Origin of the sequence: Sporosarcina aquimarina (assembly GCF_019748715.1) — a bacterium.
Classification (GTDB): domain Bacteria; phylum Bacillota; class Bacilli; order Bacillales_A; family Planococcaceae; genus Sporosarcina; species Sporosarcina newyorkensis.
Genome location: NZ_JACLBZ010000014.1, coordinates 227780 through 241201 on the forward strand (window position 1 = coordinate 227780; position 13422 = coordinate 241201).

Genomic DNA, 13422 nt, shown 5'->3' on the forward strand with positions numbered 1-13422 from the left:
GAGCCCAATGCAAAGTTTGCAACGCGAAATTATTAATCCAAGTTCAATTCACGACCCGATCGGATATACCCACATCACGATCCCTAAAGGGAAAAAGATTGTTTTCATTGCTGGACAAGTAGCATGGGATAAAAATTTGCAAGTAGTAGAAGTGGGCGATCTGGCTAAACAAACAGATATGGTCTATCAAAATATTGAACAAGCTTTAATTGAAATAGGAGCAACTTGGGATCATATTGCGAAGACAACAATCTTTACAACCCAGCCGCACGAATATGAAATAATAGGAAGTGTAACTGCAAAGTACTTTGGAGATATCCCTCCACCCTCCCAAACTATAGTTGGTGTAATGGGGCTAGCGCTTCCGGAGTTCCTAATCGAGATCGAAGTGACTGTAGTAATGGAGGAATAAAAATAGTACCCTGCAAATGATGAGGGGAAAGGAAAACCCTCAATCAAACAACGCATAATCGAACGCAACACCACTTTGTTACGATCAACGTATCAAAGTGGTGCTTTCTCGCGAAGAGGGCCTGTGAGAAAGCTTACATACTCATGTTTGCTGAAACTCGTATGAATTATTAAACAAACTATATTCTTTTATCTATTTAACATTATAGATACCCCCAATACTGTTTCCATTATGATCAACACGATGCAAGGCATGCTTGATCTAGAAAAAGAATGCTTTTAAGTAGGCGACAATAACCATTCCTTTATTCGCAAAGACTTTACCTCATTCAATGAATAAAAAATTCCTATTTGGACAAACTTTACGTACACTATTGGGAATAAAGGGGAGGTGTGTCTCTATGGATAATTTAAATTGTGATTTTACACCGATGAAGAGAACATTAACCGAAGATATTCGCCAAGTTATTTCGGCATTACAAAATAATGTAGAAGCAATGAACGCTGAAAATTTCTGTGTACTTGGAGATTTCGAGGAAATTAAAGAGGCTTTTTTAAGCATTGAAATGAGAGCGGCTACTTTTTATTTGAACTGTTATTTGTCTCCGTTTACAGATAAGTATCCGGAAATATCACAGTGCATTCAAAATATGTCTAAGCGAAGACATGGCGGATTAATTGTAATTCAGCGTGAAGATCCTCTTGAATCTTTGGTGACATCAGGAATACCGATAGGCGCAGAATTAACTCATACTTTATTGGAATCAATTTTTTTCCCCGGTAATCCACTTCATGATGGAGCTGTGATGGTGAACTTTAATCACATCGTTTCAGCGACAAATGTTCTGCCGTTATCAGACAGATTTACAGGTGACAAAAAGCTGGGTACCCGACATCGTGCTGCTTTAGGATTATCCGAACGAAGCGACGCGCTTGTACTTGTAGTATCTGAAGAAACGGGAAGAGTTTCATTTGCTATTAATGGACAACTCCATCCTATAACTTCTCATGGAGCTCTATAAACATAACATGCAAGACACAATTTCTTGTATGTTGGAATAAAATTAACATTTTTTAAAAATCATAAAACAGAATTTCCAGCCCTTTCTTTCTATCTAGAAGAAAAGGGTTTTTTCATGTGCACCAACAAGGTGAAACCTCTTCAGCCTTCTTATCGGACAAATTTCATTGTTGCTCATTTGCAAAATACAAATTAAAGTAAAGGATAGATACTTATAGATTAAGATATTAACTAATACCTAATAAACTATGTAAGCACATCGGAGGAATTGTATTGGATAATAAAAACAAAACAGTGGTTCGATCAATGGATGTCTTAAATCTATTCATTAACCATGCAGAACTGACATTTCAAGAAATCATAGATTACTCGGGTATCCCAAAAACATCTGTTTACCGCATGCTTCGGTCACTTGAGGAAATGGGTTTTCTCGTGAAGGGGGAGGATTCAAAATATCGATTGGGACTTATATTTCTGAAGTTTGGTCATTTGGTCTCTTCTAGGATGAATATTCGTGCCATCGCGTATCCGATCATGCAGGCTCTTCATCAAGAAGTGAATGAAGCAGTGAATCTTATCATAAAACAAAATGATGAAGCCATTTACATAGAAAAAATTGATACACACCAGAAAGTTCGGCTTTACACAGCGATAGGAAGAAGAAGTCCTTTATACGCCGGAGCCTGTTCTCGTGCCATTCTTTCATTCTTACCGGATACGGAAATTGATGACTATCTTGATTCGATTGAGCTGACATCTTTTGGCAGGGGCTCTATTACAGATAAAACACAACTTCGAGAAACGATTAATCAAGCAAGAATAGATGGGTATACTGTCAGTCATTCTGAATTGGAAAACCATACATCCGCGATCGCAGCTCCTATCTTTGACCATAAAGGAGATGTCATTGCGGGAATCAGTGTTGCAGGGATCGAAGCAAATTATCAAGGAGAAAAGATTCAATATTTTGCAGAAAAAACGCTAGAAGCGGCAAAAAAAATATCAATGCACTTAGGCCACGATGAATAGTGCCTTGAAGAGGCTGCCTTGAATGTTAGAAAAACTTTCAATGGCAGCTTTTACTCATATGAAAGGTGAGAGAAACGGTGAATCAAGCCAAAGTAAAGTTGCACTTGCCCCTGTCAAACCTTTAACTGAATCCCTATTTTGAGGCTTGCGATAATTTGTTCGTTTTTCCATAGTTCATTTTCTGCTTCCTCAATTGAAACCACTTCAAATTGGATGGTCCCTGGTGGCCGCAGTTGCGCTAAACTCGATAAATCGGCCGAAATAATTTGTGCGATCTTCGGATAACCACCAGTCGTTTGCCGATCTGCCATTAAAATAATGGGCTGACCGTTAGGAGGGATTTGTATCGTTCCATAAGTGACACCTTCAGACAAAAGCTCGGTTTTTTCATTTAATGCAAGGGGCGGACCTTCCAAGCGATATCCCATTCGATCGGATGAATTTGTCAATACAAATAGTTCCTCGATTAGCCTTTGTTTACTCATTTCATCAAATTGATCATATTCTGCGCCTTCCGTGATACGAATGGTTTGCGCTTGACCAAGACGAATGATTGTTTCGTGGTTAACGCTCCATGCAAAGTGGCGTTGCAACTTAGATAATTGTTGCAAAAATGATCGGCTTGTTGCATTTAGTTCACCGCAGGATAGGCTGTCCCCTTTTTTCAATGCTCTTCCTAAGAAGCCACCAATCCCAGCTCGGACATATGTACTTTTACTCCCCATAACTTTGGGGACAACTAAACCACCAGCAAACGCAATATATGCACGGCATCCTTTTCTTGCCGATTTAAAGGAGAGTAAGGAGCCTTTTCGGACTAATACAGGACGCCACATTGGTACTTCTTTGTCATCTACAGCCGGCATTAAATCACCGCCAGTAATTGCTATTAGAAGATCCCTTTCGAAGCGAAGCGTGCAGCCTACCAATGTCATTTCCAGAGTGCCTTCACCTTCATCATTTCCTACGAGTAAGTTTGCGATGCGAAGCGAATAGCTGTCCATTGCGCCGCCCACGATGACACCGTATTTTTGTGAACCGTATCTTCCCAAGTCCTGTATAGTCGTCAAAAGACCGGGGTGAACTACTTGGAAACTCATGATTTCAACTCCTTTATTCTAGTGTACTCCCTAACGGAAATAGACTTGAAGCGTATTTTATATCCTGCCTGCAGATATGTCGGAGGTTGCTGATCGGGAAGGAAAAGATCGACAGGAGTCCGGCCGATAATTTGCCAACCCCCAGGCGTTTCTAAAGGATAAACTCCTGTTTGCAACCCTGCGATTCCTACAGAACCCGCAGGAATAGAAGTTCTGGGTGTTTCCTTGCGCGGAGTAGCAATTCGCTCATCCATGCCACCCAAGAAAGGAAAACCAGGAGCAAATCCAATCATATATGCTAAATATTCATTTTTTGAGTGAATTTCGATTACTTCATCGGGACTCAGCCCATGATGGCTCGCAACATATTCTAAGTCTGGTCCATACTCACCGCCGTAAACAACAGGAATCGTGACGAGTTTTTCTTCGGAACCTGGTTGTTTACCGATTTTCTGAACTAAGTTTTCCATGTAAACGCTAACATATCGAAATGGACTTTTTGGCAATCCATCAGTAATCGACTGATGCACAATGTAAGGATTATAGTAAACAGTTAAACTGGTGTACGCAGGAACGGACTCGATATAGCCGTTAAATGGATGAATCTCCAGCAATCTAGTCAACTCGCCTACTAATTTGTGAATGGAAGGGTCGATCCCTTCACCTAACTGGACAATCAGGGCCGAATCTCCCAATGGTTTAATAAGTGCGTTATTCGTTTCTTTCTTCATTATCACAACTCCTAAAGTTCCGAAATTCGGTACACTGGTTTTAAATATTGGATCATATAGTTATTATAATAGACAGAAAACAAATTTCAAGTCGTCTAAACAATAAAAAGGTTTCGATACCTTATCACAAACTTTTTTAAAATAAAATCTATTCAATTTCAAAACTTTATGATAAAGTGGATTTGTAATTCAAAACTAGAGTTTCGATTATCGGAACTAAACGATTTGTAAGCGTTTACGATAATGCATTTCATTTTATTTTTGGAGGGATTATGATGTATCAAGTTGATTTGAACTGTGATTTGGGTGAGAGTTTTGGACGCTATATGTTAGGTGAACAGAAAGAAATATTAAAATATGTCACATCTGCAAATATAGCATGCGGGTTTCATGCAGGTGATCCGCGTGTGATGAGAGAGACCGTCAGACTTGCTGTAGATCATAATGTGAAAATCGGTGCCCATCCAGGTCTACCAGATTTGAATGGTTTTGGCCGCCGCGAAATGAAAATCACTCCACAGGAAGCATATGATATGGTCATTTACCAAATAGGCGCACTGCAAGGGTTCTTAACTGCTTGCCAAACGTCTATGCAACATGTGAAACCACATGGCGCGCTGTACAATATGGCTGCACAAGATGAAAAACTTGCAGAAGCTATTGCGCAAGCTGTATATGACATTTCTGCCGATCTTATCTTATTTGGTCTGGCGGGAAGTGAATTAACAAAAGCTGGTGAACGAATCGGTTTACAAACAGTACATGAAGTATTTGCAGATCGGACCTATCAGGACGATGGTTCTTTAACTTCCCGCTCCCAGGCTGAAGCGATGATTGTTGATAAAGAACAATCTGCTGCACAAGTGATCAAAATGGTGACAGAAGGAAAAGTGTTAACGCAGCAAGGAATAGAAGTCCCTGTCAAGGCGCATTCCATTTGCATCCATGGCGATGGAGAGCATGCGTTGGATTTTGCAAAATACTTAAAAGAACAGCTACTGCAAAACAAGATAAAAGTTGCGGCAATGTCGTAAGAAGTGGAGGGTTCGTATGAAAGACAAGAATTTGGTGCATACACCGAAGAGTGAGAAAGTAAGTAAAAGTGTTTTATTCGGAGCGGCCTTTTTAATGGCTACTTCTTCGATCGGTCCTGGATTCCTAACGCAGACGACGGTATTTACGCAACAATTAGCGGCAAGTTTCGGGTTTGTGATTTTAATTTCCTTGCTGCTAGATGTCTTTGTACAAATAAATATTTGGAGAATTATTGCAGTATCTGGTTTAAGAGGACAAGAAATAGCGAATAAAGTGCTTCCCGGTCTCGGAGTCGTGCTGGCTGTTTTAATTGTCATTGGAGGACTTGCCTTTAATATTGGGAACGTTGCTGGCGCTGGGCTTGGACTTAACGCCATGCTCGGTATGGATCCCGTTTATGGAGCAGTTTTGAGCGCTGCTTTTGCAATCTTTATCTTTCTCTTTAAAGAAGCCGGTAAGGCAATGGATAAAGTTGCACAAGCTGCAGGCGGTGTCATGATCCTCTTGATGCTTTACGTTGCATTTACTACTTCACCACCGGTAGGAGAAGCGATTGTGAATACTTTTAAACCTGAGCAGCTTAGCATCTTTGCGATTATCACAATTGTTGGGGGATCTGTAGGCGGATACATTACATTTGCCGGAGGTCACCGTTTATTAGACGCTGGTGTGAAAGGGATTGACTCATTACCGGACGTTACGAAAAGCTCTGTTATGGGAATTGCGGTAACAGGTGTTATGCGTGTAGCTTTGTTCTTGGCAGTTTTGGGCGTTGTATCGATGGGACTGGCGATCGATCCTGCCAATCCACCTGCTTCGGTTTTCAAGCTGGCAGCAGGAGAGGTAGGATACCGAATGTTTGGTGTGATTATGTGGGCAGCAGCCATTACATCAGTTGTTGGAGCTGCATACACATCCGTTTCTTTCATACGAACCTTTCATCCTGCTATCGAAAAGTATCATAACTGGGTCATCATCTTATTTATTTTGATTTCAACACTGACATTTGCCATCGTCGGTAAACCTGTAAATGTTCTGATCCTTGTTGGTGCCTTAAATGCATTAATCTTGCCTCTTGGACTCGGTACTATTTTAGTAGCCGCTTATAAGAAAGAGATTATCGGGAATTATAAACATCCGCTTTGGTTAACCATTACAGGAGGAATCGTCGTGGTGGCGATGGCTGTGTTAAGTATTATGACATTAATTGAGCAGATTCCATTACTGTTTTAAAGAATGGCAAGTATGCATAGAAGAGGAGAATACATAATGACGAACTATGAAGAGATGTCTCCTGCAAAAGTTAGGGAACTGATCCGCGAACAGACGATTACAGGTCCTACTGCAGGAATGTCAAAAGGATTTGCACAAGCGAATTTGGTGATTCTAAAAAAAGAGCATGCGTACGATTTTTTATTATTTTGCCAGCGGAACCCGAAGTCATGTCCTTTATTGGATGTGACGGAGGTCGGTTCGTTCAAGCCCAACAAAATAGCGACGAATGCAAACATTTTAACTGATGTACCCAAATATCGGATTTATAAAGATGGTGTATTTACGGAGGAAGTGCTGGACGCTTCTGACTATTGGGAAGAGGACATGGTCTGCTTTCTGATAGGTTGCAGTTTCACATTTGAAACGCCACTCTTGGCAGACGATATACCGATACGTCATATCGAAGAAAAATGCAATGTGCCTATGTACAAAACGTCGATTGCATGTGAGAAAGCGGGCGTCTTTGAAGGGCCAATGGTAGTGAGTATGCGGCCTATGACTTATGAAAATGCCATACGAGCTGTACAAATCACCACTCCTTTACCTGCTGTCCACGGGGCGCCTATTCATATCGGAGACCCGAGCCAAATCGGCATTCAAGATATTGACAAACCAGACTTTGGGGATTCAGTCACGATAAAGGATGGAGAAATTCCGGTGTTCTGGCCATGTGGTGTTACTCCACAGGCAGTTGCGATGCAAAGCAAACCTTCCATCATGATTACGCATGCCCCGGGCTGCATGTTTATTGGCGATATTAAAGATACAACGCTTAGTATTTTTTAATGCCATAGATAACTAAATAAAATGCATGAGAGATTGGACATGAACCCGTGTCTGATCTTTTTTGCGGTATGATGACTAGACAAAATTTTTCATAGTAGGTAAAGTGGAGAGCAGGCTAGGGCGATTGGACAGAGTATTATTAGGTTATACTCCGAACTAAACCTGATTTTAGTAAATAATAAGGAGTGAATGATTATGACAATGAGTAATAAAAAAGAGTTATCACCCGAACAACAAGAAGAACTACTATCAATTTTGAAAGCACGTTTCGAAAAAAACATGAACCGTCATGAAGGACTGGTATGGACGGTGATACAAGCGAAGCTCGAAGCAAATCCCGAAAAACTTTGGTCACTCAATGAAATGGAATTGACTGGGGGTGAACCGGACGTCGTAGAGTATGATGAAAAATCAGATGAATATGCTTTTTACGATTGTTCAGCGGAAAGTCCTAAAGGGCGCAGAAGTGTGTGTTACGATCAGGAAGCGCTGGAGTCGAGGAAGAAACATAAACCGGAGAATAGCGCTATGGAGATGGCAACTGCCATGGGCATTGAATTGTTAACGGAGAACCAGTTCCGTGCATTACAGGAACTTGGGGATTTCGATTTGAAGACATCGAGTTGGGTTCAAACTCCATCTGATATTAGGAAACTCGGCGGAGCCCTTTTTTGCGATCGTCGATTCGGACACGTTTTCGTATATCATAATGGAGCGGAATCTTATTATGCCAGCAGAGGATTTCGTGGATGTCTTCTTGTCTGAATAAGGGACGTCGTGATTTAAGGAGATATCTAAACTGAGTTGTTAGGATTCTAATTCAGACATCATTAAGGCAACACCATAAATAATGAACCATACGTCTGTGAAAAATAGATGTGCGGTTCATTATTTTTTTACATACCCATCAGATGGATAAATTTCGTTTACAATTCATATCAATGAATGGGGAGGTATATGAAATGACAGATAAACAGAAAGATAACGAAAAAGATGAGCAACTTGAGTGTTTTCGTGTGAATGATAAGGGAAAATATATGACAACAAATCAAGGGTTAAAGGTTTCCGAGGATGAACTTTCCTTGACTGCCGGTGTCCGTGGTCCAACCTTAATGGAGGACTTTCATTTCCGGGAGAAATTAACACATTTTGATAATGAACGAATACCAGAACGGGTTGTCCATGCTAGGGGCTTTGCAGCTCACGGTGAATTTGAGTTGTACCAAGATATGTCGCGTTATACAAAAGCGAAAATATTTACTGATACATCTATAAAAACACCAGTATTTGTACGGTTCTCCACTGTTAATGGGGCAAGGGGTTCAGGAGATACGGCAAGAGATGCTCGCGGATTTGCAACAAAGTTTTACACGGAGGAAGGAAACTATGACCTCGTAGCCAATAACATCCCTGTTTTCTTTATTCAAGATGGAATAAAATTTCCAGATGTTGTTCACGCATTCAAACCAGAACCTCATAATGACATTCCTCAAGCATCTACAGCTCATGATAACTTTTGGGACTTTGTTGCCAATAATCCCGAAAATGCGCATATGGTGATGTGGATTATGTCCGACCGAGCGATTCCAAGAAGTTTTCGAATGATGGAAGGGTTTGGTGTAAATACATTTCGTTTTGTTAACGCTGCGGGGGAAGCATTCTTTGTTAAATTTCATTGGAAACCAAAACTCGGCGCCCACTCTTTAACTTGGGAGGAGGCCCAGAAGCTAATGGGAGTTGACCCTGATTTCCATCGCCATGATTTGTGGAATGCGATTGAACGAGGGGATTATCCAGAGTTTGAGTTAGGTGTACAAATTGTAAATGAAAAAGATGAATTTACGTTTGATTTTGATTTATTAGACGCAACTAAGCTAATACCCGAGGAAGAAGTGCCGGTGCAAATCATTGGAAAGATGACATTAACGAAGAACGTTGATAACTTCTTTGCTGAGACTGAGCAAGTAGCGTTTCATCCGGGGAATGTGGTACCAGGTATTGACTTTACGAATGATCCATTGCTCCAGGCGAGATTATTCTCCTATATTGACACACAATTAATACGTTTAGGTGGACCAAACTTTCATGAGATACCGATCAACCGTCCGATTTGTCCCTTCTATAATAACCAGCGTGAAGGTTATCATAGAATGACGATCAATGTTGGTCGTGTGAACTATCATCGCAACTCCTTAGCAGGGAATACACCGGCTCCCGTACCGCCTGAAGAGGGTGGTTATAAGCATTATGAAGAAAAAGTTGAGGGTCGGACAATAAGAGCAAGAAGTAAAAGTTTCACGGATTTCTTTTCTCAAGCAACTATGTTTTGGAATAGCATGAGTGGAACCGAGAGGAAACATATAATCGATGCATTTAGTTTTGAACTAGGAAAAGTAAAAAATAAATCGGTACGACAACAAAATGTAGATTTATTTGCAAATGTTAACCTTGAACTGGCTAGAACAATAGCTAGAAATATTGGGGTTTCACCACCAACAAGTGGAGGATCAACTGTAAAAAAATCTTCCCCAGCATTGAGCCAATTAAATATGCCTATGTCTGCGAAAACTCGTAAAGTAGCGGTAATTGTATCGGATGGGTTTAATGGTCCTTTAGTAAAGTCAGTACTTGACTATTGGAAATCGAAAGGGCTTGTTCCGGAAATCATAAGTGAGGACCAAGGAATAGTTCATGGTACGAAGAACGTTCAGTTAGAAGCGACACAAAATGTATATACTGCCGATTCAGTGTTATACGATGCGGTCTATATGGTGCGGGGAAGTAGTGATGATATGGCTTTTAACCAAAAAATCGCAAATTTCCTTGATGAGGCTTTTCGTCACAAAAAGACAATTGGGGCTACTGGTCAAGGCGTACAATGGTTAAATGTCAATAATTTCATCAATAAACCAGGTGTTATTACAGATGAAAATATCCCTAATTTTGCAAATCGGTTTGTGGAAGCTGTTGCACAGCATCGTCATTGGGATAGGTAGTTTTCAATGGGAGGCGGTCCAAGGTTCCCTGAATAATAAGAGGTTGAGACAATAAAACCAACAAATTAAAATATTGGCGTCGTACTCCCACCATGTACTGGTGAAGGTACCGCGCCTATTTTTGTTTTTCCTATTCTTATATTTGTTTAGTATTCGAAGAGAATAACTTGAAAAAAATAAAGTGACACAATAACTAGCAGGACCTGTGAATATCTAGAATTTTTATTTAAATACTGCAAACGGCTGAGAATAAAAATTAACGAAATCAGGCAGTAGCATTGATAGAAACAAATCAGCTCATGATTCTTCACTTTCAAAATGACTACAAATAAATAAGAAATTTATAGTCTGAAAAATAGTTATTAAATTTTCAGAAAATTAACTTGATATTTAAAAAGTGAATGTGTAGAATAAAAATTAATCAATTAACAGGGAGGTGAATCACTGTGTCGTTGCGGCAGAAGAAGATAGCTAAGAAAAAAGAAGATATTTTACGGACAGCAGTTAGTATTCTGGCAGAAAAGGGCTATCAGGGGACGACAATGGAAGAGATTGCCTCTAGTTTATTGATGACAAAAGGATCTGTCTATTATTATTTTAAAGACAAACAGGATCTACTTTATCAGAGTCAGCTTATGCTCTTACAGCAAAGTCTGATAAATATTAAAACAATACAGCAGGAAAATTTACCGGTAGTTGATAGATTTAAAAAGGCTATGGTAGCTCATATCACCTATTTACTAGATGAAAAATCAGGGTTTGAAATGATGGTAAAGCTTGAACAGATCTTTTCAACTGAACAACTTGAAGAGATTTTTCAATTGCGAAATGATTACGAGAAGTGTTTCGACCAACTAATCCTAGAAGGTATCAATGAAGAAGTGTTTGAAGCTGTAGAAATCACAATAGTAAGGAACACAATATTAGGTGCCATGAACTGGGTGACTCAATGGTACTCGCCAGAAGGAAAAAAAGACCCGATAGAAATTGCTGAAACGGTTTCTGGCTATTTAACACGTATTCTGGTAAAAAAATAAACTACATCATTATTGGAGGGAAACAAATGAAAGTAAAAAATGCCGTCGTAGTAGTTACAGGTGGAGCTTCAGGTCTTGGAGAAGCTACAGTAAGGCAAATCGTTTCCAAGGGAGGCAAAGCTGTTATCCTCGATCTATCTGAGGAAAAAGCTCTTCATCTGAAAGAGGAATTAGGGGAAAGTATGTATTATGTACAAACCGATGTAACCGACGAGACCAGTGTACAGCAGGCTCTGGACCAGGCAGTTGAAAAGTATGGAAAAATTAATGGGCTCGTAAATTGTGCAGGTATTGGCATAGCAGAGAAGACGATCGGCAAAAAAGGGGTACATAGTTTATCTCGTTTTGCAAAAGTTGTCCAAGTGAATTTAATTGGTACATTTAATGTCATTCGACTGACATCAGAAATGATGGCTAAAAACGAACCGAATGAGGATGGTGAGCGTGGGGTAATCGTTAATACGGCATCTGTTGCTGCCTTTGATGGGCAAATTGGTCAGGTTGCCTACAGTGCTTCGAAGGGTGGGATTGTAGGAATGACATTACCGATTGCACGAGATCTTGCTCCGCTCGGTATTCGGGTAATGACAGTAGCACCTGGATTATTCGATACTCCATTATTTGCTTCATTGCCGGAAGAGGCAAAATCCGCATTGGGCAAAATGACACCGTTTCCATCCCGTCTAGGTTTTCCTGCTGAGTATGCACTTTTGGTAAGCAGTATTATGGAAAATCCAATGCTAAACGGTGAAACCATTCGTCTTGATGGCGCGATAAGAATGCAGCCACGGTAAGACCAGCCCTGAAGGATAGATGATGTAAAGGAGGATATTTGATGGAAAGAACTTTTTTACTTGAAGAACATGAAATTTTCCGTAGTTCATTGAGAAGGTTTCTTGAGAAGGAAGCTTTTCCATACTATGAGCAATGGGAGAGTGAGAAACAAGTTCCCAGATCTTTTTGGAAAAAGGCGGGGGCACAAGGCTATCTTTGTCCTTGGGCTGATGAAAAACACGGGGCGTTTCAAACTGATTTTGGTTATACTGTTGTCCTTAGTGAGGAATTCGAACGTGTAGGAACCGGAATGATCGGTGTAGGTCTCCATAATGATATTGTAATGCCGTACATTGCGTCTTATGGGACAATTGCACAAAAAGCAGCTTGGATGCCTGGCGCAATCACCGGAGATTTAATTTCTGCTATAGCTATGACGGAACCGGGAACTGGATCGGACTTGGCCGCAGTCAAAACGACTGCAATTAAAGATGGCGATGTGTATATCTTAAATGGGGAAAAATCTTTTATTACGAATGGACACAGTGCCGATTTAGTTATCGTCGTTTGTAAAACAAACCCTAAAGCTCAGCCTGCTCACAAGGGCATCAGTCTGATTGTAGTAGAAACTGGGACGCCAGGATTTACAAAAGGTAAAAAGCTGCGGAAAGTCGGACAGCATGCTAATGATACATGTGAATTAATTTTCGAAGACGCACGTGTTCCAGCCAGCAATTTACTGGGTGAAGAGGGGAAGGGTTTTTATTATTTAATGGAAAAGCTGCAGCAGGAACGTTTGATGGTTGCCATTCAAAGTATAGCAGCATCGGAAATTATGCTGGATTCAACCATTGACTATGTTAAACAACGAAAAGCTTTTGGCCGCAGTATCAGTCAGTTCCAAAATACGCAGTTTAAGCTTGCGGAACTGAAGACTGAAATTCAGATCGGCAGGACATTTATTGACCGACTGATTGTTGACCATGTTGCAGGAAAAGATGTCGTGACCGAAGTATCGATGGCGAAATGGTGGACGACTGATCTAGCAAAGAAAGTGGCAAATGAATGTATGCAGCTGCATGGCGGCTATGGGTATATGGAAGAGTACGATATCGCGAGAAGATATCGTGATGTGGCAGTTTCAACTATTTATGCAGGTTCCAATGAAATCATGAAAGTGATCATTGCGAAAAACATGGGATTATAGAGGCTGACTGCATGTAATTG

General features: G+C 40.4%; 13 protein-coding genes. 11 read left to right on the forward strand and 2 right to left on the reverse strand.

Features of this window, described 5'->3' with window-relative positions; translation table 11 throughout:
* Nucleotides 1-7 precede the first annotated feature (7 nt).
* The 3 genes from H7J92_RS08655 (at nucleotide 8) to H7J92_RS08665 (ending at nucleotide 2461) form a co-directional block, all read left to right on the forward strand.
* The gene (locus H7J92_RS08655; RefSeq protein WP_009497556.1) at nucleotides 8-412 is read left to right on the forward strand and encodes a RidA family protein; all 405 of its coding nucleotides are present in this window, start codon (nucleotides 8-10) and stop codon (nucleotides 410-412) included.
* 400 nt (nucleotides 413-812) lie between these two features.
* Nucleotides 813-1433, forward strand: coding sequence for a sporulation-specific diadenylate cyclase CdaS (gene cdaS / locus H7J92_RS08660; protein ID WP_221836496.1), 621 nt, complete (start codon nucleotides 813-815; stop codon nucleotides 1431-1433).
* 272 nt (nucleotides 1434-1705) lie between these two features.
* Entirely contained in the window at nucleotides 1706-2461 is a 756-nt protein-coding gene (locus tag H7J92_RS08665; protein ID WP_009497553.1) for an IclR family transcriptional regulator, read from the forward strand.
* A 113-nt stretch (nucleotides 2462-2574) separates the two neighbouring features.
* Here H7J92_RS08665 and H7J92_RS08670 read toward each other — a convergent pair whose 3' ends face one another.
* Together H7J92_RS08670 and pxpB are read right to left on the reverse strand one after the other, a co-directional pair.
* On the reverse strand, nucleotides 2575-3561 hold the full coding sequence (locus tag H7J92_RS08670) for a 5-oxoprolinase subunit C family protein (protein ID WP_221836499.1): 987 nt from the start codon (nucleotides 3559-3561) through the stop codon (nucleotides 2575-2577).
* A complete protein-coding gene (pxpB, locus tag H7J92_RS08675; protein WP_221836502.1) occupies nucleotides 3558-4292 on the reverse strand; it encodes a 5-oxoprolinase subunit PxpB in 735 nt (244 codons plus the stop codon). The genes H7J92_RS08670 and pxpB overlap by 4 nt, the downstream gene beginning before the upstream one ends.
* A gap of 275 nt (nucleotides 4293-4567) precedes the next feature.
* Here pxpB and H7J92_RS08680 point away from each other — a divergent pair, with 275 nt between their 5' ends.
* The 8 genes from H7J92_RS08680 (at nucleotide 4568) to H7J92_RS08715 (ending at nucleotide 13402) form a co-directional block, all read left to right on the forward strand.
* The gene (locus H7J92_RS08680; protein WP_040759226.1) at nucleotides 4568-5326 is read left to right on the forward strand and encodes a LamB/YcsF family protein; all 759 of its coding nucleotides are present in this window, start codon (nucleotides 4568-4570) and stop codon (nucleotides 5324-5326) included.
* Nucleotides 5327-5342: 16 nt separating this feature from the next.
* A complete protein-coding gene (locus H7J92_RS08685) occupies nucleotides 5343-6560 on the forward strand; it encodes an NRAMP family divalent metal transporter (protein WP_009497548.1) in 1218 nt (405 codons plus the stop codon).
* A gap of 36 nt (nucleotides 6561-6596) precedes the next feature.
* Nucleotides 6597-7388 (forward strand): putative hydro-lyase, encoded by a 792-nt coding sequence (locus H7J92_RS08690; protein WP_221836505.1) that lies wholly within the window; start codon nucleotides 6597-6599, stop codon nucleotides 7386-7388.
* Between the two features lie 189 nt (nucleotides 7389-7577).
* Nucleotides 7578-8153 carry a DUF4256 domain-containing protein gene (locus tag H7J92_RS08695; RefSeq protein WP_009497546.1) on the forward strand — a complete coding sequence of 192 codons (576 nt, stop codon included), beginning with the start codon at nucleotides 7578-7580 and terminating at the stop codon, nucleotides 8151-8153.
* A gap of 197 nt (nucleotides 8154-8350) precedes the next feature.
* Nucleotides 8351-10384 carry a catalase gene (locus H7J92_RS08700; protein WP_221836508.1) on the forward strand — a complete coding sequence of 678 codons (2034 nt, stop codon included), beginning with the start codon at nucleotides 8351-8353 and terminating at the stop codon, nucleotides 10382-10384.
* A 446-nt stretch (nucleotides 10385-10830) separates the two neighbouring features.
* Nucleotides 10831-11421 (forward strand): TetR/AcrR family transcriptional regulator, encoded by a 591-nt coding sequence (locus H7J92_RS08705; protein ID WP_221836511.1) that lies wholly within the window; start codon nucleotides 10831-10833, stop codon nucleotides 11419-11421.
* Nucleotides 11422-11447: 26 nt separating this feature from the next.
* A complete protein-coding gene (locus H7J92_RS08710; protein WP_221836514.1) occupies nucleotides 11448-12215 on the forward strand; it encodes a 3-hydroxyacyl-CoA dehydrogenase in 768 nt (255 codons plus the stop codon).
* A gap of 41 nt (nucleotides 12216-12256) precedes the next feature.
* A complete protein-coding gene (locus H7J92_RS08715) occupies nucleotides 12257-13402 on the forward strand; it encodes an acyl-CoA dehydrogenase family protein (protein ID WP_221836517.1) in 1146 nt (381 codons plus the stop codon).
* The last annotated feature ends 20 nt before the right edge of the window (nucleotides 13403-13422 follow it).